This is a genomic window from Plantactinospora solaniradicis, from assembly GCF_042658085.1.
Taxonomy (GTDB): domain Bacteria; phylum Actinomycetota; class Actinomycetes; order Mycobacteriales; family Micromonosporaceae; genus Plantactinospora; species Plantactinospora solaniradicis.
Genome location: NZ_JBHSPR010000001.1, coordinates 799,570 through 823,916 on the forward strand (window position 1 = coordinate 799,570; position 24,347 = coordinate 823,916).

The 24,347-nt window shown below is 72.4% G+C and carries 19 protein-coding genes and 1 riboswitch; of the genes, 11 read left to right on the forward strand and 8 right to left on the reverse strand.

What is annotated here, in order from left to right; translation table 11 throughout:
* Positions 1-337: 337 nt before the first annotated feature.
* Positions 338-1,330, forward strand: a complete 993-nt coding sequence (gene sigJ, locus ACFP2T_RS03720) for an RNA polymerase sigma factor SigJ (protein WP_377417236.1) — start codon at positions 338-340, stop codon at positions 1,328-1,330.
* Positions 1,331-1,442: 112 nt separating this feature from the next.
* Here the strand turns inward: sigJ and ACFP2T_RS03725 are convergent, their stop codons facing one another.
* Complete coding sequence (locus ACFP2T_RS03725; protein WP_377417238.1) at positions 1,443-1,946, reverse strand: DUF402 domain-containing protein; 504 nt, start codon at positions 1,944-1,946, stop codon at positions 1,443-1,445.
* A gap of 155 nt (positions 1,947-2,101) precedes the next feature.
* Here ACFP2T_RS03725 and ACFP2T_RS03730 point away from each other — a divergent pair, with 155 nt between their 5' ends.
* Positions 2,102-4,333: an ATP-dependent DNA helicase gene (locus ACFP2T_RS03730; RefSeq protein ID WP_377417240.1), complete on the forward strand. Its 2,232-nt coding sequence runs from the start codon at positions 2,102-2,104 to the stop codon at positions 4,331-4,333.
* Positions 4,334-4,363: 30 nt separating this feature from the next.
* Here the strand turns inward: ACFP2T_RS03730 and ACFP2T_RS03735 are convergent, their stop codons facing one another.
* The gene (locus ACFP2T_RS03735; protein WP_377417887.1) at positions 4,364-5,665 is read right to left on the reverse strand and encodes an AI-2E family transporter; all 1,302 of its coding nucleotides are present in this window, start codon (positions 5,663-5,665) and stop codon (positions 4,364-4,366) included.
* Positions 5,666-5,767: 102 nt separating this feature from the next.
* Here ACFP2T_RS03735 and ACFP2T_RS03740 point away from each other — a divergent pair, with 102 nt between their 5' ends.
* Positions 5,768-6,106, forward strand: coding sequence for a GroES family chaperonin (locus ACFP2T_RS03740; protein WP_377417242.1), 339 nt, complete (start codon positions 5,768-5,770; stop codon positions 6,104-6,106).
* 52 nt (positions 6,107-6,158) lie between these two features.
* Here the strand turns inward: ACFP2T_RS03740 and ACFP2T_RS03745 are convergent, their stop codons facing one another.
* Complete coding sequence (locus ACFP2T_RS03745) at positions 6,159-7,709, reverse strand: PrsW family intramembrane metalloprotease (RefSeq protein ID WP_377417889.1); 1,551 nt, start codon at positions 7,707-7,709, stop codon at positions 6,159-6,161.
* Between the two features lie 24 nt (positions 7,710-7,733).
* A riboswitch (SAM riboswitch) is annotated at positions 7,734-7,853 on the forward strand.
* A gap of 99 nt (positions 7,854-7,952) precedes the next feature.
* On the opposite strand from ACFP2T_RS03745, the gene ACFP2T_RS03750 reads away from it, so the two are divergent.
* Entirely contained in the window at positions 7,953-9,197 is a 1,245-nt protein-coding gene (locus tag ACFP2T_RS03750) for an aminotransferase class V-fold PLP-dependent enzyme (protein WP_377417891.1), read from the forward strand.
* Positions 9,198-9,234: 37 nt separating this feature from the next.
* On the opposite strand, the gene ACFP2T_RS03755 is transcribed toward ACFP2T_RS03750, so the two are convergent.
* Positions 9,235-10,470 carry an FUSC family protein gene (locus ACFP2T_RS03755; RefSeq protein ID WP_377417893.1) on the reverse strand — a complete coding sequence of 412 codons (1,236 nt, stop codon included), beginning with the start codon at positions 10,468-10,470 and terminating at the stop codon, positions 9,235-9,237.
* Between the two features lie 178 nt (positions 10,471-10,648).
* Between ACFP2T_RS03755 and ACFP2T_RS03760 the strand changes: the two genes are divergently transcribed.
* The gene (locus ACFP2T_RS03760) at positions 10,649-12,043 is read left to right on the forward strand and encodes an FAD-binding oxidoreductase (protein ID WP_377417244.1); all 1,395 of its coding nucleotides are present in this window, start codon (positions 10,649-10,651) and stop codon (positions 12,041-12,043) included.
* 133 nt (positions 12,044-12,176) lie between these two features.
* On the opposite strand, the gene ACFP2T_RS03765 is transcribed toward ACFP2T_RS03760, so the two are convergent.
* Positions 12,177-14,006, reverse strand: coding sequence for a glycerol-3-phosphate dehydrogenase/oxidase (locus tag ACFP2T_RS03765; protein WP_377417246.1), 1,830 nt, complete (start codon positions 14,004-14,006; stop codon positions 12,177-12,179).
* 233 nt (positions 14,007-14,239) lie between these two features.
* Between ACFP2T_RS03765 and ACFP2T_RS03770 the strand changes: the two genes are divergently transcribed.
* The 5 genes from ACFP2T_RS03770 to ACFP2T_RS03790 all read left to right on the forward strand — a co-directional run bounded on the left by ACFP2T_RS03770 (position 14,240) and on the right by ACFP2T_RS03790 (position 19,659).
* Positions 14,240-15,073 (forward strand): hypothetical protein, encoded by an 834-nt coding sequence (locus ACFP2T_RS03770; RefSeq protein ID WP_377417248.1) that lies wholly within the window; start codon positions 14,240-14,242, stop codon positions 15,071-15,073.
* Positions 15,066-15,419: a winged helix-turn-helix domain-containing protein gene (locus ACFP2T_RS03775; RefSeq protein ID WP_377417250.1), complete on the forward strand. Its 354-nt coding sequence runs from the start codon at positions 15,066-15,068 to the stop codon at positions 15,417-15,419. The genes ACFP2T_RS03770 and ACFP2T_RS03775 overlap by 8 nt, the downstream gene beginning before the upstream one ends.
* 306 nt (positions 15,420-15,725) lie before the next feature.
* Positions 15,726-18,233, forward strand: coding sequence for a S8 family serine peptidase (locus ACFP2T_RS03780; protein ID WP_377417895.1), 2,508 nt, complete (start codon positions 15,726-15,728; stop codon positions 18,231-18,233).
* 53 nt (positions 18,234-18,286) lie between these two features.
* Positions 18,287-19,246, forward strand: coding sequence for a GNAT family N-acetyltransferase (locus ACFP2T_RS03785; protein WP_377417252.1), 960 nt, complete (start codon positions 18,287-18,289; stop codon positions 19,244-19,246).
* A gap of 167 nt (positions 19,247-19,413) precedes the next feature.
* Entirely contained in the window at positions 19,414-19,659 is a 246-nt protein-coding gene (locus ACFP2T_RS03790) for a hypothetical protein (protein ID WP_377417254.1), read from the forward strand.
* Positions 19,660-19,720: 61 nt separating this feature from the next.
* Here the strand turns inward: ACFP2T_RS03790 and groL are convergent, their stop codons facing one another.
* The 3 genes from groL to ACFP2T_RS03805 all read right to left on the reverse strand — a co-directional run bounded on the left by groL (position 19,721) and on the right by ACFP2T_RS03805 (position 23,283).
* Complete coding sequence (gene groL, locus ACFP2T_RS03795; protein WP_377417256.1) at positions 19,721-21,343, reverse strand: chaperonin GroEL; 1,623 nt, start codon at positions 21,341-21,343, stop codon at positions 19,721-19,723.
* Positions 21,344-21,674: 331 nt separating this feature from the next.
* Positions 21,675-22,787, reverse strand: coding sequence for a hypothetical protein (locus tag ACFP2T_RS03800; RefSeq protein ID WP_377417258.1), 1,113 nt, complete (start codon positions 22,785-22,787; stop codon positions 21,675-21,677).
* A 292-nt stretch (positions 22,788-23,079) separates the two neighbouring features.
* Entirely contained in the window at positions 23,080-23,283 is a 204-nt protein-coding gene (locus ACFP2T_RS03805) for a cold-shock protein (protein WP_173040429.1), read from the reverse strand.
* Between the two features lie 515 nt (positions 23,284-23,798).
* Between ACFP2T_RS03805 and ACFP2T_RS03810 the strand changes: the two genes are divergently transcribed.
* Positions 23,799-24,287: a GNAT family N-acetyltransferase gene (locus tag ACFP2T_RS03810; RefSeq protein WP_377417896.1), complete on the forward strand. Its 489-nt coding sequence runs from the start codon at positions 23,799-23,801 to the stop codon at positions 24,285-24,287.
* The last annotated feature ends 60 nt before the right edge of the window (positions 24,288-24,347 follow it).

Below are 24,347 nucleotides of genomic sequence, written 5' to 3' on the forward strand. Positions count from 1 at the left end.
TTTGCCCGGCCCACCCCTGGTCAGGGGCGGTTCACTTGCCATTTACCTTTCGTTCATCTTGACGGTGCCACGCCACCCCCTCGTATCGTCGCCCGGACCGTCACCCGGCCGGGACAAACCGCGACGCGCGCCCTGGACGGCCGAAACCGGTCAACCCGCAGCAGTACCCGGAACGCCACAAGAGCACACCCTTCGGTCGATCCGCCCCCAGGCGGTCGGCCGCTGCTGAGACACCTGTCACTGCCCGATGGCCGACAGCACGAACGGGCCCGGCGCTAACCTCGCAGAGACGCGCGAAGCGGACGGGGAGAGACGCGAAGCGGACGGGGAGACGGCCATGCGGGACCTGGCGACCGAGTTCGAGGCCGAACGTGACCACCTGATGGCGGTCGCCTACCGGATGCTGGGTAGCCGGGCGGAGGCCGAGGACGCCGTCCAGGAGACCTGGCTGCGCTACGCCACCGCCCTGACCACACCGGAAGCCCGCGCCGAGGTACGCGACCTGCGGGCCTGGTTGACCACCGCCACCGCCCGGATCAGTCTCGACGTGCTGCGTTCGGCCCGGGTGCGCCGGGAGGCGTACCACGGGCAGTGGCTGCCGGAGCCGGTCGTGAGCCGGCTGCCCGGCCCGGCCGGCGCCCTTACCGGCGGCCCCAACAGCTTCGCGCCGGACCCGGCCGAACGGGCCGCCCACACCGACCAGGTCGGCATCGCCCTGCTGACCGTGCTGGAACGGCTCTCCCCCGAACAACGGGTCGCGTTCGTCCTGCACGACGTTTTCGCGGTGCCGTTCGCGGAGATCGCGACGGCGCTCGGCACCACCCCGACCGCGGCCCGGCAGCTCGCCTCCCGGGCCCGGCGCGCGGTGACGGACGGCAGTCCCGGCCAACCCGCCGATCCGGCGGAGCACCAACGCCTGCTCACCGCCTTCCTGGAAGCCGCCGAGTCCGGCGAGTTGGACCGGCTGCTGGAACTGCTCGCCCCCGACGTGGTCTTCGTCGGCGACGGCGGCGGTCTCTTCCCGACCTCCCGGCACCCGGTGGTCGGCGCCCTCAAGGTCGCCCGGTTCACGCTCGGACTGTTCCGGCGGGCCGCGTGGGAGACCAGAGACCTCCGGATGATGCCGGTACTGGTCAACGGCAGCCTGGGCATCCAGGTCGAGGCGGAGTACCGGCCCGACCTGCCGCTGCGCGGCGTCATGTGGTTCGTCACCGAGCAGGGCCGACTGACCGGCATCTACCACCAGGTCAACCCGGCGAAACTGGCCCGGGTACCCCGGATCGCCCCCGGCGAGCACCCCTGGCCGATCCGGCGTCAGCAGGCCGGCTAGCCGGCCCGGGCCACGCGGCAGCAGTCCGCGCCCGGACCACGCGGCAGCAGTCCGCGCACGGGCCACGCGGCAGCAGCCCGCGACCGATTTCCCCGGCCCCGCTGCCGCCGGCTCAGACCACCAGGGCCAGCCACTTCCGGTACGCGGACGCGAACGGTTCGGTGCCGTCGCCGAGCGCGCCGTACAGCCACTCGGCGGCGGCCCGGGCGTTCGTCACCACGTCCTCGGGATATCCGAACCGGGCCCGGTGCTCGGCGAACTCGTCCTCGTCCCGCAGCTCCACCGCTCCGGTGCCCCGTCGCCGTACGACGTCCAGGTCGAGGTCGATCAGGTGGACGGTGTCACCCTCCCAGCGAGCCGGACTCGCGATGTCGCAGTAGACCTCGCTGGTCCGGGGCGGCGGGTTGAACATCGTGCTCCACCACGCGTCGTGCGGCACGAGCAGTACGAACGGGATCTGCTCCACCGACGGGCGACCGTGGTAGACCGATTGGGTGCCGGCGGTCACGCCGAGCCAGACACCGAGGTCGTCCTCGGTCAGCCTGCGGGCGGGGTAGTCCCGGTGCGCGGTGCCGTCGTACTTGCGGTAGACGACCCGGACCATCTCGCTCGGCATGCCCGCACCCTAGCGGATCTGGCCCAATACTCGCCGTGCACGAAGCATCCGCCAGGCGTCGGAATCGGCAACATCACTCCGCCGAACCGTCGGTGTCGGAGACCCGCCGGTCGAGTGGGCGTCGCCCTGTCGGGACGGGCGGGTACGGTCGCACAGTGACCGCGCCCGCCACCGACGCCAGCTTCCCCAACCTGACCGGGCCCGCGGCGGCGGAGGCCGGTGCCGCTCCGGTCGCCAGGCCCAGGAAACGCCGCCGCGCCGGTCGGCCCAGCGGCACCGAGCTGCTGGCCGCGGCCGTCGGCGCCGTGCCCGGCGGTTCCACCCGGGAGGGCCAGCAGCAGATGGCCGCCGCGATCGAGGAGTGCATCTCCTCGGGCGAGCACCTGCTGGTGCAGGCCGGGACCGGCACCGGCAAGTCCCTGGCCTACCTCGCCCCGGCGTTGACCGTGGACGGACCGGTGGTGGTCTCCACGGCGACCCTCGCGCTCCAGTCCCAGCTGGTCGAGCACGACCTGCCCCGGCTCGCCGACGCGGTCGCCCCGGTGCTCGGCCAGCGGCCGACCTTCGCGGTGCTGAAGGGCCGGCACCACTACCTGTGCCTGGCCCGGCTGGAGAACTCCACAGAGGACGAGCCGGAGGACACGCTCTTCGACACCCCGGGCCGGGGCGGCGGCACCAAGTGGCTCGGTGAGGCGGGCCGGCTGGGCAAGCAGATCGAGCGGATCCGCGACTGGGCCATGGAGACCGACACCGGTGACCGTGACGAACTCGACCCGGGCGTGGACGACCAGGCGTGGCGGCTGGTGTCGATGCCGGCCCGGGAGTGCGTCGGGGCGGGACGCTGCCCGTACGGCGCGGAGTGTTTCGCGGAGGCCTCCCGCGCCCGGGCCCGGGAGGCGGACGTGGTGGTGACCAACCACAGCCTGCTGGCCGTCGACATGCTCGCCGGCCGGCACATCGTGCCGCCGCACAAGCTGCTGGTGGTCGACGAGGCACACGAACTCGCCGACCGGGTCTCCTCGGCGGCACAGGCCGAGCTGATCCCGGAGCTGATCGACCGGACGGCCCGGCGTACCCGGCCACTGATCACCCCGGACGTGGCCGAGGCGCTGGTCGCGGCCGGCGACGCCCTGACGGTCGGGCTGGCCGAGGCGCCGGCCGGACGGATCACCGGCGGCCTGCCGGGGCCGCTCCGTGAGGCGTGCACCCTGCTCGACGCGGCGACCAGGGCGGCGCTGGAGAAGATCGGCGACGTGAAGGCCGACGACCCCGACCCGGTCCGCAAGCAGCAGTCCAAGGCGATGCTGGACGAGCTGTCGAAGACCTCCCAGCGGTTGCTGGAGGAGGCCGACCACGACGTGGCCTGGGTGGAGAAGCCGGAGGGCGCGGCGGCCGGCCGTCGGGCCCTGGTCGTGGCGCCGCTCTCCGTGGCCGGCACGCTCGCCACCCACCTGTACGAGGACCGCACCGTCGTCGCCACCTCGGCCACGCTCGCCCTCGGCGGCCGGTTCGACACCGTGGCCAGGGCCCTCGGGCTCGGTCCGGCCCCGACTCCGGCCGCCCCACCCTCGCCAGCCGCCGGAGCACTGGCCGCCGGTACGGCCCGATCCGCCGCACCGGCCCGGTCCAGCGCACCGGCCCGATCCACGATCACGGCCGACGCACCGGCGACCGGGCCCACGACACCGGCCCGGGAGAGCCCGGCCGAGGCGGCCAGCGGGTGGCGCTCGCTCGACGTCGGTTCGCCGTTCGACTATCCCCGCCAGGGGATCCTGTACGTCGCCGCGCATCTTCCCCGCCCTGCCGCCTCGGGCCTGCCGGCCGCCGCCGGCGAGGAACTGCTCGGGCTGGTCGGCGCGCTCGGCGGTCGTACTCTCGGGCTGTTCTCGTCCCGGCGGGCCGCGCTCCAGGCCGCCGAGTTGCTGCGGGCGCGGACCGATCTGCCCGTGCTGCTCCAGGGCGAGGAGGCGCTGCCGCTGCTGGTCCGCCGGTTCCGGGAGGAGCGGGCGAGTTGCCTGTTCGGCGTCATGTCGCTCTGGCAGGGCGTGGACGTGCCGGGCGACTCGTGCCAACTCGTGGTGATCGACCGGCTGCCGTTCCCGCGCCCGGACGAGCCGTTGGCGGCGGCTCGGGCGGCCGCGGTGGACTCGGCCGGCGGCTCAGGGTTCGCCTCGGTGAGCGTGCCGATCGCGGCCGTACGGCTGGCGCAGGGCGTCGGTCGGCTGATCCGGTCCACCGGCGACAAGGGTGTGGTCGCGGTGCTCGACTCTCGGCTGGAGACGGCCCGGGGGTACGGCGCCTTCCTGCGCCGGTCGCTGCCGCCGTTCTGGTACACGACCCGGCCCGACATCGCCCGGGGCGCCCTGGAGCGACTGGCCCGGACCTGAGCCCCGGCCGCTGACGGCCGGGGCCGCCGCTCACGGCGCCTGGCTGGCGACCACGACGGCGTGCGACGGCACCTCGGGCGGCCGGCGGTGGGCCAGCCGGCGGACCGCCGTGTTGAGCACCGCGATCAGCGGTACCGAGACCAGGGCGCCGACGATTCCGGCCAGGACGACACCGGCGGCGATCGCGACGATCACCGCGAGCGGATGGATGGCCACCGCACGCCCCATGATCAGCGGTTGCAGGATGTGCCCCTCGATCTGCTGCACCCCGATCACCACGCCGAGAATGATCACCGCGGTCACCCAGCCGCTGTCGACCAGGGCGACCAGGATCGCCACCGCACCGGAGAGGGTCGCGCCGACGATCGGGATGAACGCGCCGAGGAAGACCAGCGCGGCGAGCGGAAACGCGAACGGGACGTCGAAGATGACCAGGAAGATGCCGATCCCGACCGCGTCGATGAACGCGACCAGCACGGTCGCCCGGACGTACGCGACCAGGGTCGCCCAGGAGGCCCTACCGGCGTCGTCGACCCGCCAGCGGGCGGCCACCGGCAGCAGCCGGACGATGAAGCGCCAGATCTTCCCGCCGTCGCGCAGGAAGAAGAAGGTGGCGAAGAGCACCAACAGGGCGCCGGTGAGCACCTCGAAGACGGTTGTCGCGGTGGAGACCGCCCCGCTGGTCAGGGACTGGGTGTTCTCGTTGATCCACTGCTCGCCCTGCTCGATGTACGAGTTGAGCTGGTTGTCCGACAGGTGCAGCGGGCCGGTCTTCAACCACTCCTGGATCTGCCGGATGCCGCCGGTGGCGTTGCGGCTCAGGTCCGGTACGCCCCGGATGAACTCGTTGACCACCAGGGTCAGGGTGCCGACCACGGCGGCGAGCCCGGTCACCAGTACCACCGCGGTGGCCAGCGAGCGGGGGAACCGGGCCCGGAGCAGCAGCCCGACCGCCGGGGCCAGCAGGGCGGAGAGCAGCAGGGCGATGATCAGCGGGATGATGACGATCCGGATCGTGCCGACCACCCGGATCAGCGTCCAGGCGACGACACCGATCACGATCAGCCGCCAGGACCAGGCCGCCGCGATGCGCAGCCCGTGCGGTACGTCCGCGTCGTCCCGGCTCGACGTCGAGGGGTGGACGTCGGTCGAGGAGTCGCCCTCGACCGGCGCGAATGGATTCGCCGCCGACGGCGAGTCCACCGGTCCGGCCCCCTGGTCCCCGCCCGGGTTACCGGTCGAGCCGGACCGGGGCCGCCCGGCCTCGTAGGCACGACGGATCCTCGCCCGCAACTGCTCGAAGCGGCTCAAGCGCACCTCCCACTGAGGAATCGGCCCTCCTACCGTAGCCGGACACGCAGAGGCTGGCCCGGCACGCTACGCAGGCCGATGCCAGCAGCCGGCCCGACGACCAGGAGGGGTACCGTTCCGGTCGTGACCGCCGACTCAAACAACGACAACGGCCTGCCCATCCGACTGCTACACGACCGGGTGCTGGTCCGTACGGAGGGCAGCGAGGGGGAGCGGCGCTCGACCGCCGGCATCGTCATCCCGGCGACCGCTTCGATGGGGCGGCGACTGGCCTGGGCGACCGCGGTGGGCGTCGGTCCGAACGTGCGATCCATCGTCTCCGGCGACCGGGTGCTGTTCGACCCGGACGACCGGTCCGAGGTCGAACTGCACGGCCGGGAGTACGTCCTGCTCCGGGAGCGTGACGTGCACGCGGTGGCCGCGCAACGGGTGGAGACCGACTCCACGGGGCTCTACCTGTAGCCGAGCGACACCCTCCGGACCTGCGGGCGGGCGACCGCTGGGCGGGGCTGCCTCAGCGGTGCTGCTGCGGACCGGGCCAGGACGCTCCCGGAGGTGCCCCGAAGGTGGGCGCCCCGCCGTACGGGCCGGGCGGGCCGTAGCCGACACCGGCGGGTACCGGCGGACGGGGTGGCGCGAGCACGACCGGGATCGGCACCACCGGCTCGTGCGGGGCCTCCAGAGTCCGCAAGCTCCCGTCCGGGAAGGTCAGGTGGTAATAGCTCCCGTCCCACACCCCGGCCGGCGCCTGCGGATCGCGCCCGACGAAGGCCTGCCGGGCGTCGTGCATCGCGCCGAGCAGCTCCCGTTCCTCGGCCAGGGCCCGCGCCCGCTGTATCGGCTTGGCGTCCAGGCCACGGGTCAGCCCGTCGCGCAGCAGCGCCAGCCGGGTGGCGGCGAACTGGAATCGCCGCATCGCCTTGAAGCCCTCGTCGCCGGCAACCCGGCGGGCCCAGCGGCGAGCCGCGTGCCGTCTGCCGATGTTGGTCAACGCCGCCAACTCGGGCGGAGTGAGCCAGCCTGCCCGTACGTAGTCGGGAAGTCGACGTTCGGTGAGGCGACCCTCCCAACTTCGTAGCCAGATCGCCAGCCCGACCATGCCGAGGAAGATCGGCACCATCAGGCTGATGTACCCGTAGAGCAGGATCAACTCCTCGCCGGTCTCCTGGACAAGCGTGGCCGTCAGGTTCCAGGTGCCGTGCAGGATCATCGCCAGCAGCAGTCCGGCGAACGGGGTGAGGATCCGGATCCGGATGTCGGCGGCGCGGGCGGCGATTCCGAGCCCGACGCCGGTCATCGAGGTGAACAGCGGGTGGGCGAAGCCGGTGATCAGGACCCGCACGATGAAGATCCCGAAGACGTTCTGCGCGCCGGTGGCCGGGCCGTACTGGTCGGCGCCGTCGGCGTAGCCGTGCAGGCCGAGGTAGAGGATGTTCTCCACCATGGCGAACCCGACCGCCGACAGGCCACAGTAGACGATGCCGTCGGTGATGCCGGACCACTGCCGGCGCCGGTAGATCAGCAGCAGAACCGGACCGAGGGCCTTTGTCAGCTCCTCGATGAACGGCGCCACCAGCACCCCGACGAGCGGAACCGGCAGTCCCACGTCGGCCGCGAACGTGTTGACCTGGAGCGCCGAATAGGTCGACACCGCCGCGCCCCAGCCGAAACAGAAGAGCAGGTACTTGATCGGCTCCGGCTCGTACCGGTCGAGCCAGAGGAAGCAGGCGACCAGGACCGGCACCGGCAGGACCGCCGCGACCAGCCCGATCACCAGCGGCGTGACGCCGGCCGGCTCACCGAGTTCGAGCAGCATCAGCACGGCGCAGACGGCGATCAGCAGGATCGCGCCGATCATCACCGACAGGCGCTGCACGCTCAACCCCTGCCGCTGCCCCGCCACCTTCACCGCCGGAAGATCGGGCGGCGGCGGCTGGGGCGCCGGGGACAGCGTGGGCGGCGACCACGGTGGAGTCGGTGCCGGCGACTGGGGCGCCGCCGCACCGGGCGGGGTGTCGGCCATGTGGTCAGCGTAGTCACCCCGGACAGGCTGGTCCGACCACATCCGGTCCGGGTATGCTCGCTCGCAGGTCACGAGTGCCAGCGTCCAAGCCCCGGCTTGCTGGCCGGCAACCCTCGTCGAGTTCGCGGTGGGGTGCCCCGGGTGATGACCGGGCTCGGTGCATGCCGCACCGGGCAAGCGCGGACCCCGTCTCCACCCACTCCGGGGTCCCTGGATCCCGGAGGTAACCCGGTGAGCACCACCGTCGCACCCGTGTCCCGTACCGTTCCCGCGCGGCCGGTCGCCGTGCCCGTACCGGCCGGCCCGGCCGCGGCCGGTCGCGGACCGCTGGACGTGCTCGGCGTACCCGGACAGGTCAACCTCGACTACGCCGCCACCGCGCCGTGCGCGCGGGCCGCGGCGGACGCGGTGGCCGAACTGCTGCCCTGGTACGGCAGCGTGCACCGGGGCGCCGGGGCGTTGTCCCGGCGCTGCACCCTGGCCTACGAGCGGGCCCGGCAACAAGTCGGCGACTTCCTCGGGGTACGCCCCGACGACCACGTCATCTTCACCCGGAACACCACCGACGCGCTCAACCTGCTGGCCCGGGCCCTGCCGCCGGGCGGCAAGGTGGTGACCTTCGCCTCGGAGCACCACGCCAACCTGCTGCCGTGGCCCGTCGACACGGTCCGGTTGCCGGTGCCCGGCTCGGCCGGCGCGGCGGTACGGGCCGTCGACGCCGCACTGCGCGAACTGCGCCGGGGCACCGACGGCAGCGCGCCGATCCTGGTCGCGGTGACCGGGGCCAGCAACGTCACCGGGGAATGCTGGCCGGTCGCCGACCTGGCCGTCGCCGCCCACCGGCACGGCGCGCGAATCGCGCTGGACGCCGCCCAACTCGCCCCGCACGCCGAGGTGGACATCACCGCCCTCGCAGTCGACTATGTGGCCATTTCCGGACACAAGCTGTACGCGCCGTTCGGGGTCGGCGTACTGGCCGGGCGGGCGGACTGGCTGGACGCCGCGCCGCCGTACCTCGCCGGTGGCGGGGCCACCCGCACGGTCGGGGCGGCCACTCACGACATCGGCTGGGCGGACGGGCCCGGCCGGCACGAGGCGGGCACCCCGAACCTGCTCGGCGCGGTGGCGCTGGCCGCCGTCTGCGAGGCGCTGACGGGCACGGACCGCTCCGCGCTGCACGCCCGTGAGCAGGCCCTGCTCGCCCACCTGCGCACCGGTCTCGCCGCCAACCCGGACGTGCTCGAACTGCGTACCTTCGACGCGGACGCGCCCCGGGTGGGCATCGTCTCGTTCGTGGTCGCCGGCCGGGACTCGGCGGAGGTCGCCGCGGAGCTGGCCCGGCGCTGGCAGATCGGGCTGCGGGACGGCCTCTTCTGTGCCCACCCGCTGGCCCGACGGCTGCTCACCGAGGCTGCCATCCGGAGCGGTCGGGCCGACCTGCCGCCGACCGCGCTGCGCGCGAGCATCGGGCTGGGCAGCACGACCCGGCAGGTGGACCGCCTGCTGACCGCCCTGGCCACGCGGCGCTGACGGCCGGTCCGCCCCGGCCACGCGGCGGTGGCGGCTGCTACGACCGTGCGGTCCGCGCCTCCGAGGACGGCGTGTCCGACGGCGCGTCCGAGGCCCGCTCGCCGGGATCCTTGAGCGCGTCGTCGGCGGCTTCACCGGCATGGCCGCCCGCTGCCCGCCGTACCAGGCGGTTCGCCTCGGTCCGTTCGATCCCGGTGGCCCGGAGTATGTCGCTGCCCGTGGTGCGCACCTGCGCGATCACCACGCTGCCGGAGAACCCGACCCCCTCCGCGTACGCCCGACCGGCCTGGCCGATCGCCTGAAGCGCCTGCTCACGGGCGGCCTCCGGCCGTACGCCGAGGCCGAGGTCCTTGCGCAGCAGTCGTACCGACTCGGCCAGCAGCGCCACCGCGGCCGACATCTCCTCCGGCACCGGTTCCTCGTCCTCCAGCGCGGTGACCGCCCGCCGGATCAGGGTTCCGCTGTTGTGTACGGCGTGCTCGATGTACTCGGCACTCTCCACGTACTGGGTGAGCGCCCCCCGACGGTGCCAGCGCACCGGGGCCAGGATGGAGGTCTCCCGACCACCCTCCAGCGCCTCGACGAAGCCCTGCATGTGATCCTCCACCTGACGCAGCCGGTCCAGGGCCGCCTGGGCCCGGTGTGCGTTCCGGCTCTTGAGCGCCTCGGCGGTCTCACTCAACTCCTCGGCGAGCCGGCCGAGCGCCGGTCGGGCCGCCCGGTCCACCACCCGGAGCGGATTGAGCGGCAGTACCAGCCCGATGACCACCAGTCCGGCGAAGCCGCCGATCAGCGCGTCGATGACCCGGGGTGACTCGATGTTCTCCATCGAGGCGGGTGTGACGGTGACGATCAGCACCGCGGTCGCCGCCGCCTGGGTGACCACCGCCGGGCCACCGCCCAGGAAAATGGTGACCACGATCGAGAGGAAGACGATCAGGCCGAGCTGCCACGGCCCCGTGCCGGCGCCCAGGACCAGTGCGTCGCCGAGACCGATGCCGACCGCGACCCCGAGGATCAGCTCGATCGTCCGGCGGAACCGCTGTCCGACCGAGGAGGCGAGCGTGCCGATCGCGGAGATCGGCGCGAAGACCGGCGACGGGTTGCCCAGCAGTTCGTGCGAGCCGACCCAGGCCAACGCCGCCGCGACCGCGGCCTGGAGCGCGAGCACCAGATTGAACTGCACCGCGTGCCAGCGGTCCCGCAGGGTGGCCCGGGACCGCTTCTTCGCCTCCTTCGCCAGCTTGGCGATACGCTCCCGATCCACCTCCAAGGGCGTTTTGACCACGGTGTCACGGACGGAGCGCATGGCGGGGACTACCCTCTTCCGAACCCCCCGAACCACGGTAAGGAAGGGCCCCTTCTTATCGCTTTCTGCATATAAAGGGCCCCTTCTTAACGCCTGACACGCCGCTGGTCGACGTAGTCGCCCGGCGGATAGCCTGCCTGGCATGCCGGATCTTCTCGACGACCTGCGGGCCGTGCTCGGCGACGCTGCCGTGCTGACCGACCCCGACCTGCTCCGCGGCCACCAGCGCGACGAGGCGGACCTCTGCGCTGCCGGGATGCCCGCGGTGGTGGTGCGGCCGCGCGACACCGCCGAGGTGGTCGCCGTGCTCCGGGCCGCGGCCACGCACGGCGCCCCGGTGGTACCGCAGGGAGCCCGGACCGGGCTGGCCGGCGCCGCCAACGCGGTCGACGGAGCCGTGCTGCTCTCCACGGTGGCGATGGACGAGATCCTGGAGGTGGATCCGGTCAACCGGATCGCGGTGGTCCAGCCGGGGGTGGTCAACGCCGCCCTCGCCGCCGAGGTCGCCAAGCACGGCCTGCGGTATCCGCCCGATCCCGGCTCCTGGGAGTCGTCCACCATCGGCGGCAACGTGGCGACCAACGCCGGCGGGATGTGCTGCGTGAAGTACGGCGTCACCACCGAGTACGTGATCGGCCTGGAGGTGGTGCTGGCCTCCGGCGAGGTGCTGCGCACCGGACGGCGTACCGCGAAGGGAGTCGCCGGGTACGACCTGACCCGGCTCTTCGTCGGGTCGGAGGGAACCCTCGGCGTCATCACCGAGGTGACCGTGTCCCTGCGTCCGGCCGCCGAGGAGTCGTTGACCCTGGTCGCGGTCTTCCCGTCCACGACCGCCGCCGGGCAGGCGGTGGCCGGGATCTCCGCGCAGGGGCTCAGCCCGAGCCTGCTGGAACTGCTGGACCGGACCCATCTCGGCGCGATCGAGGCGTACCGGCCGATGGGACTGCGTACCGACGCCGGGGCGCTGCTGCTGGCCGCCGCCGACACCGGCCCCCGGGCCGCCGCCGATCTGGCGAGGCTGGCCGAGGTCTGTGCGGCGAGCGGTGCCGACGAGGTCTTCGCGGCCACCGACGCGGAGGAGGCCGCCGCGCTGCTCCAGGCCCGCCGGCTGGCCCATCCGGCAATGGAACGGTTCGCCGCCGAGACCTACCCGGGCGGGAACGGCGGGTTGATCATCGACGACGTGGCGGTACCCCGGAACGCGCTCGCCGCGCTGCTGGACGGGGTGGCCCGGATCGCCGACGAGTACGACATCCCGATCGGCGTGGTCGGGCACGCCGGGGACGGCAACATGCACCCGAACATCGTGGTCGACCGGGCCGACCTGGCCAGCCTCGAACGCGGCCGGTCGGCCTTCGACGCCATCATGGAGCTGGGCCTGTCCCTCGGCGGCACCTGCACCGGGGAGCATGGCGTCGGGCTGCTGAAACGGGACTGGCTGGCCCGGGAGATCGGGCCGGTGGGCGTGCGGGTGCACCGGGCGATCAAGGACGCACTCGACCCGACCGGCCTGCTCAACCCCGGCAAGGTCCTCTGAACCTGGCGGTCTGCTCCGGGGTACGGAGGTTGCGGGGCACCGCCCCCGCTGTCGTTGTAGTCGTCCTGCGCCTTCTCGAACGCCGGGCCCCCGATGGTGGCCGGTGGCTGGTGGCCGACCGTGCCGATCCGGGTCAGCCGGGCAGTTCCACCCCGCCCATTCCGGCGTCGGCGCTCCGGTCGGCCGCGAAGCCGCGTACGTCCGGGGCACCGACCCGGGCCGCGTCGGCCGTGGCGTCGTCGGGCATCCGCTGTGACTGCCGTTCCGCCTCCACCCGGGCCAGGTAGTGCTCGACCTCACGGGCGCGCACCGTGGCGTCCCACCCGAGCACCCGGCCCATGATCTCGGCGGCCTGTCCCGCCGATTCCACGCCCCGGTGCGGGGTCTCGAAGGAGATCCGGGTACGCCGGGTCAGCACGTCGTCGAGATGCAGTGCACCCTCGGCCCGGGCCGCGTACGCCACCTCGGCGGCGAGGTATTCCGGTGCCCCGGCCAGCGGCGAACCGAGCAGCGGGTCGGCGTCGACCATCCCGAGCAGGTGGGTGGTGAGGTTGCCGTACCGCTCCAGCAGGTGTTCGACCACGCCGGCCTGTATCCCGTGCCGGCGGGCCAGGTCGGCCCGGTCCCGCCACAGCGCGCCGTAGCCGTCCGCACCGAGCAGCGGCAGGTCGGCGGTACGCGAGGGGCGTACCCCGCCGAGCCGGCGGGCCGCCCGGTCGACCACGTCGGCGGCCATCACCCGGTAGGTGGTGTACTTGCCGCCGGCCACCAGCAGCAGTCCGAGCATCGGCTCGTAGACCGCGTGTTCCCGGGACAGCTTCGAGGTCGAGTCCGCCTCGCCGGAGAGCAGCGGGCGCAGCCCGGCGTAGACGCCCTCGATGTCGTCGGTGCTCAGCGGCCGGTCCAGTACGGTGTTGACCTGGTCGAGCAGGTAGTCGATGTCCCGGGCGGAGGCCGCCGGATGGGCCCGGTCGAGCCGCCAGTCGGTGTCGGTGGTGCCGATGATCCAGTGCCCGCCCCACGGAATCACGAACAGCACCGAACTGGGTGTACGCAGGATCAGCCCGGCCTCGCCGGTGATCGCCGAGCGGGGCACCACCACGTGCACTCCCTTGGAGGCGCGTACCCGCAGTCCCCGGCGTACTCCGACGTCGCCGAGCAGCTCCGACATGTCGTCGCTCCACACGCCGGTGGCGGCGATGACGGTGCGGGCCCGTACCTCGAACTCGGCCTCGGGGGTCCCGGGGGGCGCCTCCATGTCCCGGACCCGTACCCCGGTGACCTCGCGGGCCTGCCGGGTCAGGCCGACGACCCGGGCGCTGGTCACCATCGCCGCGCCCAGGCTGGCCGCCGTGCGGGCGAGGGTGACCACCAGGCGGGCGTCGTCGACCTGGCCGTCGTAGTACCGGATGGCACCGGCGATCGCGTCGGCACGCAGGCTCGGGAACATCCGGCGGGCGCCTTCCCGGGTGAGGTGGCGGTGCAGCGGCATGCCGCGCCCGCCGCCGAAGACCCCGGCGAAGGCGTCGTACGCGGCCACTCCGGCGCCGTAGTAGGACCGTCGCCAGGCCCGGCCGGGTAGCGCGGTGGGGCCGCCACCGGGTGGCAGCGGGACCAGGATCGGCACCGGGCGGACCAGGTGGGGTGCGAGCCGGGTGGCCAGCAGGCCACGCTCGGTCAATGCCTCGTGGACCAGGCCGAACTCCAACTGCTCCAGGTAGCGCAGGCCGCCGTGGATCAGCTTGCTGGATCGGCTGGAGGTTCCGGACGCGTAGTCGCGGGCCTCGACGAGAGCAACCTTGAGGCCACGGGAGGCCGCGTCGAGGGCGGCACCGGCACCGGTCACTCCACCGCCGATCACGAGCACGTCGAACCGTTCACCGCGCAGCCGACGCAGGTCGGCGCTACGGCGGGACGGCGAGAGCCGGCTGGCGGTGTTCCGGGAAACGCTGGGGTCACGCACCCGTCCACGGTAGCTGTACCGGTGGTTCCGGTGCGGCCGGCAGGCGCCGGCTCCGGCCGAGCCCTTCGTGACACCAGCCTTTTCTTGACAATGCCAATTTCCCGACAGGTGCCGTCGAGCGGTCGTCCAGGTGCCGTCGGAGGCCGCTTCTTGACGAGTGCGCATAGACTTTGCAATGCAGAGTAAAGTTCTGATGCAGAGTTAATCGCTGACGCAGAGTTGAGGAGGCGACGATGAGTTCCACAGACGACGTACGGGCCGGTGGCGACGTACGGGCCAGTGGTGGAGACGTACGGGCCAGTGGTGGAGACGTACGGGCCAATGGTGACGACGTACGGCCCGAGGAGACCCTGGCCGAGCTGGACCGGCTGCGCGCTCGTACCCGGTCACGGGCGCACAGTGGAGCGTGGCTCCCTGCGGCTCTCGTCGCCGTGCTGCTCCTCGCCAGCAGCACCCTCTACCGGGTCCCGTTCGCGCAGGCCTACTCGTACACCATCGACCACCCCTACTGGGCCGGACTGCCCGACGAGCAGCGCAATCCGGTCCTGTCGTACGCCTTCTGGTTCGTCGCCACCCCGTTGCTGTTCGTCGCCACCGCCGCCTGGTACGCCTGGCGGGCACGCCAACTGGGCGTTCGAGTGGCCTGGCCGATCTTCGCCGGCACCGGACTCGGCGTACTGCTGCTGCTCGCGGTCGTCGCCGCCGTACCGAGGACCGAAATCGAGTCCGACAGCCTGACCGCCGACTTCTCCGCGTGGTGGTGGCAGGGGCTGCTCACTCCGCTACTGCCGGTGGCGGCCGCCGTCCTCGCGCTCGCCTGGGCCGAACGCAGCCCGAGCCTGGCCGCCGCCGGGCTGTGGATCACCCTGCTCACGGCCTGGCTGTGCGGCACCTTCCCACTCGGCTACATCCCGCCCTGGGCCGCCGAACTCCTCACCGGCGGAACGAGCACGTACGGCGGCCAGCTCGCGCTCCGGCCCGGTCACTATCTTGGGCTGATGGCCCTGCCGCTCGTCGTCTTCGCCGTGGTACGCGGTGCGCGGGCCCGGCGGCTCCGCCATGCCTGACCGGCGGCCGATGCCGGCACACCCGGCGCTGGCCCTCGACGACACCGTCCACCAGCGGGTCCGACTGGGCATCCTCACCGTGCTGAGCGAGACCCGGGAGTGCAAGTTCGGCACGCTGCGGGACGAGCTGGGGCTGACCGACGGCAACCTCAACCGACACCTGCGGATCCTGGAACAGGCCGAACTGTTACAGGTGATCAAGGGCTACGAGGGCCGCCGTCCCTGCACCTGGCTGCGGCTGACCCGGCAGGGCCGGGCCGCCCTGCGTGCGGAGGTCGCCGCGCTGGAGCAACTGGTCGAGCGGCTCCGCAACGCTCCCGACGACGAACCCGAGGCCGACACCTGAGAGCCCGGCGGTGGGTATCCACAGTCCACCGACCGGCGTCGTACTGTTCGGGGCATGCAGGATGGTCCGCCGCCGCCACCCGACGAACCGTCCGTGCCGCTCGCCGGCCCGGCACAACCGCCACCACCACCGCCACCGGGCGTGGCGCCACCGCCACCGGGCGTGGCGCCACCGCCAGCCGGACCGACGCAACCGCCACCACCAAGCGCACCACCACCCGCACCACCACCCGGTCCGACGCAACCGCCACCGCCACCCGCACCTCCACCCGGCGCGACCCCGGCGTACCCGGCTCCACCGCCAGCGGTGCCACCGTTGCCGCCCTGGCCGCCGCGACCGGCGCCGCAGAACAGCCCCTGGCCCGTGGTCGCCGCCGCTTTCGTCGGGGTCTGGGCCGTCGTGGTGACGGTCGGCGCGCAGACCATCACGTGGTTCGTCGAACAGGTCCTGCTCGTCGCCGGGCTGGACCAGCCGGCCTGGATCTGGCCGGTGACCGGGCTGGTGAACACGGTGCTGGTCGGGGTGCCCACCGTGCTGCTGGCCACCCTGCCGCGATCCCCCGGGGTGCGGGCCGCCGGGCGGGCCTGGCTGCTCGGCGCGATCGTGCTCGGCGTGTTCAACCTGCTCCGGGCGATTCCGATGCCGCTGCCCGAGGTCTACCTGGCCGGCTTGGCGGTGTCGGCCGCGCTCGCCGCCATACTCATCCGGCTGGTCCGGCGACGCCGCTCCCGAGTGGACCAGGCCCGTACCGAGCCGAACGCGACCGGCCTGGCGGTTGCCGGCGGGCTCGCCCTGCTGTTGCCCTGGCTCTGGCTGGGTGCGCTGGGCGGACTGCTGGAGACGACGTTCGGACTGCTCGCGGCGGCGGCGGTCGGCTGGCTGGCCGCCACCATCCTCGACGGATCGTTCTGGGCCGGCTACGAGTGGCCGGGAGGTACCGGGCCGGCGGGGCCGGTGCCGGACCGACCGGTCGGCGGCGCGCGTCTGGTCCTGGTCGGCGGTCTGGTCGCCGGGGTGACCCTGGCTCTCCTGGCGGGTGGGATCGGTCAGCCGGGCGCACAGCTCGCCGCGTTGCTCGTACTCCCGCCGGCCGGCTTCGCGATCGCCGCCCTTCGGCCCGGTTCCCGACCGGTGCTCCGGGCCACCGGGCAGACCGCCGGATCGACGGCCGGGCAGACCGCCGGATCGACAACCGGGCTGCGGTTCGGCGGGACCGCCACGGTCGGCTGGCTGGTCGGCATCGCCGCCGCCGGACCACTGGTCCTGGTGGATCCCGAGGAGATCACGCTACTGCTCACCAACACCCGGGACGTGCCGTTCTGGGTCGCGGTCACCGCCGCCGGCTCGCTGGCCGTCGCGGTGCTGCTCGGCCTCGGGTACGGGTTCGGCCTCGGCCGGGCCGGCGCACCCGTCCCCCGCCGGATGGTGGCCGCGACCGCGACCGCCGGACTGCTGCTCGCCTCCGCCGGGGTGTACGTCGGCCTCGGCTCCCCCGGCTGGCAGGGCGAGCGGCTGTTCGTGGTGCTCCGGGAGCAGGCCGACCTGACCGGGGTGACCAGCGCCCAGACCGGTTCCGTCGGCCGGGAGGCCCGAGGACGTGAGGTGTACCGCCGGCTCGTCGCCACCGCCGAGCGGTCCCAGGCCGGACTACGCCGGGAACTGGACCGGCGCAGGCTGAACTACACGCCGTACTACCTGGTCAACGCGGTGGAGGTGGACGGCGGTACGGCCGTACGCGCCTGGCTGGCCCGCCGTTCCGACGTGGCCCAGGTGCTGGTCAGCCAGCGGTTACGGGCACTGCCCGCCGCCGGGTCCCCGGCACGCGGGACCGCCTCGGCGCCGACCGCACCGGGCTGGAACCTGAGCCTGATCGGTGCCGACCGGGTCTGGTCCCAACTCGGGGTGGACGGCTCGGGAATCGTCGTGGGCGGCTCGGACTCCGGCGTGGACGGAACGCATCCCGCGCTCTCCGCCGGTTTCCGGGGCGGTGACGACTCCTGGTTCGACCCGTGGAACGGCTCCCGCTCCCCGACCGACAACGGTGGACACGGTACGCACACCCTGGCCACCGCCGTCGGGGACCAGAATGTCGGCGTGGCACCGGGTGCGCGCTGGGTCGGCTGCGTGAACCTCGACCGGAACCTGGGGAATCCCGCGCACTACCTGGACTGCCTACAGTTCATGCTCGCGCCGTTCCCGCCCGGCGCCGACCCGTTCCACGCCGGACGGCCGGAGCGGGCGCCCCAGGTGCTGACCAACTCGTGGGGCTGTCCGGAGATCGAGGGCTGCGCCCGGGACACCCTCCGCCCGGCCGCCGACGCGCTCGCGGCCGCCGGTGTCTTCTTCGTCGCCGCCGCCGGTAACACCGGCCCGTTCTGCGGATCGATCGACACCGCGCCCGCGCCGTACCCGGAGGTGTTCACCGTGGGTGCGGTGGACCGGGAGCGCCGGGTCGCCACCTTCTCCAGCCGTGGTCCGGCGGCCGGCGGGGCCGGCAAGCCGGACGTGGTGGCGCCCGGCGTCGCCGTGCTGTCGGCCCTGCCCGGCGGCGGATACGGCACGCAGAGCGGCACCTCGATGGCGACACCGCACCTGGCCGGAGTGGTGGCGTTGATGTGGTCGGCGAATCCCGGGCTGATCGGTGACCTGGAGACCACCCGCCGGATCCTGCGCGACAGCGCGACGCCGGCCGAACCGACCTTCCGGTCCCGGAACAGCGCCGACCGGTGCGGGTCGGAGCGCAACATCACCGGAGCCGGCCTGGTCGACGCGTACGCCGCGGTGCGGGCCGCCCAGCAGGCGGTACGGGGCTGACCGGCGGGCGCCCGTCTCGCCATCGGCCCGAAGATGACCTAGGGTCGGCGCTCGTGCATGCCGAGTTCTCGATCATCGAACTGACCGACGACCAGCTACCCACCGTGGTGCAGTTGTGCCGGGAGGCGTTGGACCTGCCCGATGACGCCGCCGAGGCGGTGGCCATCGTGGCCCGGCTGCGGGACGACACGCCCCCGCCCGGATCGACGTCTCGACGCCGTACCGTGGGGTTCGTCGCGCTCTCGGACGGCGCGCTCGCCGGAGTGGTGCTCGGCTCGCTGGCGTACCGGGATCCGACCGTCGCCCACCTCGACCTGCTGGCGGTCCATCCGGACCAGCGACGCCAGGGGATCGGGCGCGGGCTGCTGCTGCGGGCCGAGCGCGCGTTCGCCGGGCTCGGCGCCACCCAGGTACGGCTCGCCGGCAACGCCCCGCACTACGTCTGGCCCGGCATCGACGTCCGGTACACCCCGGCGATCTGCGCGGCGCTGGCGCTCGGCTACGAGCCGGAGGGCACCGCCTGGAACATGACCGCCGACCTGTCCGCCGAGTCCTCTCCCGCGCTGCGTGCCACCGACGCCGCCGAACGACGGCTGGCCGACCAGGGCGTCACGGTACGCCGGGCGGAGCCGGACGACGCTCCGGCGCTGACCGAGTTCGCCCGGACCACCTTCGGCGGCAGTTGGGACGCCGAACTGCTGCACTCGATCGGTCGTGAGGGCGCCGGCTGCCACCTCGCCGTCCGTACGCCGGAGGGCGGCGGGCCGGTGGAACTGCTCGGCTTCGCCGCGTACGGCTCGTCCCGGCCGAGCTGGTTCGGGCCGATGGGCACCGCTCCGAGCGCCCAGGGCCTGGGGATCGGGAGCGTGCTGCTCCGCCGCTGCCTGCGCGACCAGCGGGCGGCGGGCCACGAACGCGCGCAGATCGGTTGGGTGGGTCCCATTCCGTTCTACGCCCGGGGCGCGGGTGCCTGGATCGAGCGGGTGTTCTTCCTCTACCGAAAGCAGCTCTAGTTCCGGCACCTGGAGCGCTCTAGTTCGGCACGTGGAGCGCTCTGGTCCGGTTCCGTCGCCTACTGCTCCGCTCTCCGGTCACCTGCCGGCGGCTCGAATCGATACCGTGCCATTTTCCCGTGCCATTGGCCGGTAGCCTCCTACCGTTTGCGGAGAAGGAGGAAGTCATGGCAAAGGACGACGAACCGGTTGACGATCTCCACTCGATCACTTCGGCTCCGCTCGGAGATGTGCCGGTACCGGCGCCCGTGTCGCGGCTCGACTACGGTGACGCCGCTCAGCGGGCTGAAATGGACGAGATCAAGGACGTATCCCGCGACGAGCCCATCGAGTTGGTCGACGCCCCGATACAGATCCGAGAACCGTTCACCACCGCCGAAAAGCGGCGCAACCAGCGACGCATGCCGACGTGACGGCATGAAGAAGGGGCGGACCGCTCGCGCGGCCCGCCCCTTCCAGACGTGACGACTGGACTCAGAAGTCCATGTCCCCGCCGCCCGGCGCAGCCGCCGGGGCCGGGTTCTTCTCCGGCTTGTCCGCCACCACAGCTTCGGTGGTCAGGAACAGGGCCGCGATCGACGACGCGTTCTGCAGCGCCGAACGGGTCACCTTGGCCGGGTCGATGATGCCGGCCTTGAGCAGGTCGACGTACTCACCGTTGGCCGCGTTGAGGCCGTGGCCGGCGTCCAGGTTGCGGACCTTCTCGACCACGACGCCGCCCTCGAGGCCGGCGTTGACGGCGATCTGCCGCAGCGGGGCGTCCAGCGCGATCTTGACGATCTGCGCGCCGGTCGCCTCGTCACCGGTGAGGTCCAGCTTGTCGAAGGCGGTCTTGCCGGCCTGAACCAGCGCGACACCACCACCGGGGACAATGCCCTCCTCGACGGCGGCCTTCGCGTTACGCACCGCGTCCTCGATGCGGTGCTTGCGCTCCTTCAGCTCGACCTCGGTGGCCGCGCCGACCTTGATCACCGCAACACCGCCGGCCAGCTTGGCCAGGCGCTCCTGCAGCTTCTCGCGGTCGTAGTCGGAGTCGCTCTTCTCGATCTCGGCGCGGATCTGGTTGACCCGACCGTTGATCTGGTCGGCGTCGCCGGCACCGTCGACGATGGTGGTCTCGTCCTTGGTCACCACGACCTTGCGGGCGCGGCCCAGCAGGTCGAGGCCGGCGGCGTCGAGCTTGAGGCCGACCTCTTCGCTGATCGGCTGGCCACCGGTGAGGATGGCGATGTCGCCCAGCATGGCCTTGCGGCGGTCACCGAAGCCCGGAGCCTTGACGGCGACGGACTTGAAGGTGCCACGGACCTTGTTGACCACCAGGGTCGCCAGGGCCTCGCCCTCGACGTCCTCGGCGATGATGGCCAGCGGCTTGCCCGACTGCATGACCTTCTCGAGGATCGGCAGCAGGTCCTTGACCGACGCGATCTTGCTGTTCACGATCAGGATGTACGGGTCGTCGAGGACGGCCTCCATCCGGTCGGGGTCGGTCATGAAGTACCCCGAGATGTAACCCTTGTCGAAGCGCATACCCTCGGTCAGCTCCAGCTCGAGCCCGAAGGTGTTGCTCTCCTCGACGGTGATGACGCCTTCCTTGCCGACCTTGTCCATCGCCTCGGCGATGATCTCGCCGACGGTGTTGTCACCGGCGGAGATGGAGGCGGTGGAGGCGATCTGCTCCTTGGTCTCGACGTCCTTCGCGAGCTTGCTCAGCTCCTCAGAAACGCTCGTGACCGCAGCCTCGATGCCCCGCTTCAGGGCCATCGGGTTCGCACCGGCCGCGACGTTGCGCAGGCCTTCGCGGACCAGCGCCTGGGCCAGGACGGTCGCCGTCGTCGTGCCGTCGCCGGCCACGTCGTCGGTCTTCTTCGCGACCTCCTTGACCAGCTCAGCGCCGATCTTCTCGTACGGGTCCTCGAGCTCGATCTCCTTGGCGATGCTCACACCATCGTTGGTGATGGTGGGAGCGCCCCACTTCTTCTCGAGCACGACGTTGCGGCCCTTCGGGCCCAGCGTCACCTTTACGGCGTCGGCGAGGGTGTTCATGCCCCGCTCGAGGCCGCGGCGCGCCTCCTCGTCGAACGCGATCATCTTGGCCATACGGCGTTGTCCTCCTGGACACTCACGGCCGCCCGGGGCCTTGCCGACCCCGAACCTGCCGCCTGATTACGCACCTTCGGACGTCACTACGGCACTCGCGGACGGGGCCTCCCGGGCACCCGAAGGCGCCTGATCGACTCCGTCGCGTTGTGCGACAGTGACGTCCGCCGGCCGGGCCGGACAGCCCGCGACGACCGGCCATGTGCCGCCGGCCTGTCTCCCAAGCCCGCGACCGTGGCCCTACCGCCCCGACCTTTGGCACTCGCAGCGCGCGAGTGCCAATCACTTGTTTAGCACTCTCCCCTGCCGAGTGCAAGCCGCTCGGGAGCCGTCAGAAGAGTTCGGCGGCCAGTCGCGCCGTGTTCACCGGCGCCTCCTGACCCCGCTGCTCGGTGTATGTGAGCAGGATCCCGATAACCTGCGCGAGCTGGAACGGCAGGCCCAGCACGGCGCCGACCAGAGTGATCACGACGTACCCGACGGAGAAGCCCACCGCTTCCCCCGGCGTGGCCCCGATCCCGAGCGCGAGCATGCCGAGGTTCTCCAGGACGGCCACCACGAGGGTGCCGCCGACCACCACACCCACGACGATCGCGACCCGGCCGAGGACCATGCCGAACCGGGCATGGACCATCTGGAACGAACGCCCGATGGGATTACGCCGCTCGAAGAGGTAGATCGGACCGACGAGGCTCAGCGCCAGCCCGAGGTAGAGACCGGGCAGGAAGCAGGCACAGACGCCGGCCGTGATGATCAATCCCGAGACCAGGTACCAGCCCCAGAGCCCCAGCGCCCGGCGCAGCCCGTACCGGAAGGCGGGGCCGAGGGACGCCGGCTCGCCGGAGGCGTGCCGGATGATCACCCACGCGGCGGCCGCCCAGCCCAGGCTCTGCACCAGGCCGGCGACCAGGGCGACGGCGAGGACGACCCCGAGGAGGACGAGGAACTCTCCCACGAACGCTCCGAGCGCTCCCGGCGCCGGCTCGCCGGTTGGCCCCACGACCGGCGGCTCCGGCTGGAAGGGCACCATCAGCAGGGTCATGACCGCCAGCGGCAACACCTGGGTGATCAGCACGATCGACAACAGCTGTTGCCAACTCCGCCGTGCCACCGTCCAGCACCGTTCCCACCATCCGCCGATCCCCGCACCCGGCGGCGGAACGAGCGGGTCGCCCGGATCCGGGTAACCCGGCGGAGGCCAGTAGCCGGGGCCAACCGCCGCCACCGGGCCCGGGTAGGTGGGCTGACCGGGATAGGCGGGCTGGCCCGGATAGGTGGGCTGGCCCGGATAGGTGGGCTGGCCCGGATAGGCGGGCTGATCCGGGTGGACGAGTTGCCCCGGGTAGACCGGCTGGCCGGGGTACCCGGGCTGCCCTGGGTAGACCGGCAGACTCTGATAGGCGGGCTGGGCCGGGTGGTCCGGAACGGGTGGCTCACCCGGCACGGTCGGGTCACCGGATTGGACCGGAGGATTCGGCTCGGTCGGTTCCGGTTGCTCGCCGGGGCGACCCCCTGAACCGGCATCGGACCCGGGGTGGCCAGGTGGCGTTGACTCGACCACGAACTCTCCTCAGGCAGGAGCGGGAAGGGGACAGCTCCCGATCTTGCAGCCCGGTGGGACGACGAGGACAGCCGCCGATCGGTCGAGGACTGCACTCTCGGCACACCAGGAGAGGACCCGGTCGAGCGGGAGTAACGAACTCCAAGCCCGTGTCGGGCCGGTGAGACGCCGACGATCAGGCGATGAGGCGAACCTTTTCCGCCTGCGGGCCCTTCTGACCCTGAGCGATCTCGAACTCGACGCGCTGACCGTCGTCAAGCGCCTTGTAGCCGTCCATCTCGATCGCGGAGAAGTGGACGAAGACGTCCTGTCCACCATCGACCGCGATGAAGCCGTAGCCCTTTTCGCTGTTGAACCACTTCACGGTGCCCTGCGCCACGGTGCACTTCCTTACTCCGGTCGCGCCGGAGCTGACAGAGCCCCGGCGTCGACGTACGCCTGCCGGGGCCGCCGACCCGTTTTCACCGCACCGCCAAGCGATTGAGGGATCGAACGAATCAAGCGGCCGAACCCGCACGGTACACCAAGGCCGGGCGGCTGCGCACTAGGCTAAAACGGTCATGAGGCCGACAACCGGGCGCCCGATTCCGCGCCGGCTCCTATTGGCGACCGTCGCTGCGCAGCCCACCGACGGCCGATCGGAACCGGAATAGGCCCGGTTACCCGGCGGAACGGGTCGGCGTACGGCGTGCGACCATGGCGAACGTGCCGGCACCTATCCCGCAGACCGCCGCCAATCCCGCGTTCGGTCGGCCCCCCGGCCCGTCTCGGGCGAACCCACCGAGCCCGACGGCACCGGACCCGACATCGCCGAATCCGGCCGACGGAGCCGACGGAGCCGACGGAGCCGACGGATCGAATGGATCGAATGGATCGGTTCCCGACCTCCCCTCGATCCGCCGGGTACGAGCCACCGACGCCGCCCGGGTCCGGGCCATCCGGCTGGAGATGCTCGCCGACTCGCCGCTGGCCTTCCTGGAGACCCTCGCCGACGCGGCGGCCCGGCCACACGCCGAGTTCGCCGCCCGGGTCGCCGGGATGTCGTCCGGCCACCGGAGTGCGGCGTTCATCGCCGAGGTCGACGGGCGGGTCGTCGGCCACGCCGGCGGACAGGCGGCGTACGGCCAGCCGGGCGTCAGCGTCGTCTTCGCCGTGTACCTCACTCCGGCGTGGCGGGGCAGTGGACTGCTGGCGGCCCTGGTCGACGAGGTGGCCGCCTGGTCCAGCGCGGCCGGACGCGGAGAACTGCTGCTGGAGGTCGTGGTCGGCAACGACCGCGCCGTACGGGCGTACGAGCGGCTCGGTTTCGTCGACACGGGCGTACGGGTGGCACATCCGATCGTGCCCACGCTCCGCGAACTGGAGATGCGCCGCGCCACCTGACCTGTTAAGAAGGGCCCCTTCTTCTACAGAAAACGATAAGAAGGGGCCCTTCCTTACATC

Bases quoted from the DNA above. Each gene is read 5' to 3' on its own strand.
- sigJ (WP_377417236.1), top strand. From the start codon at position 338: ATGCGGGACCTGGCGACCGAGTTCGAGGCCGAACGTGACCACCTGATG.
- ACFP2T_RS03770 (WP_377417248.1), top strand. From the start codon at position 14,240: ATGAGTTCCACAGACGACGTACGGGCCGGTGGCGACGTACGGGCCAGT.
- ACFP2T_RS03745 (WP_377417889.1), bottom strand. From the start codon at position 7,709: ATGTGGTCGGACCAGCCTGTCCGGGGTGACTACGCTGACCACATGGCC.
- ACFP2T_RS03790 (WP_377417254.1), top strand. From the start codon at position 19,414: ATGGCAAAGGACGACGAACCGGTTGACGATCTCCACTCGATCACTTCG.
- ACFP2T_RS03725 (WP_377417238.1), bottom strand. From the start codon at position 1,946: ATGCCGAGCGAGATGGTCCGGGTCGTCTACCGCAAGTACGACGGCACC.
- ACFP2T_RS03760 (WP_377417244.1), top strand. From the start codon at position 10,649: ATGCCGGATCTTCTCGACGACCTGCGGGCCGTGCTCGGCGACGCTGCC.
- ACFP2T_RS03775 (WP_377417250.1), top strand. From the start codon at position 15,066: ATGCCTGACCGGCGGCCGATGCCGGCACACCCGGCGCTGGCCCTCGAC.
- groL (WP_377417256.1), bottom strand. From the start codon at position 21,343: ATGGCCAAGATGATCGCGTTCGACGAGGAGGCGCGCCGCGGCCTCGAG.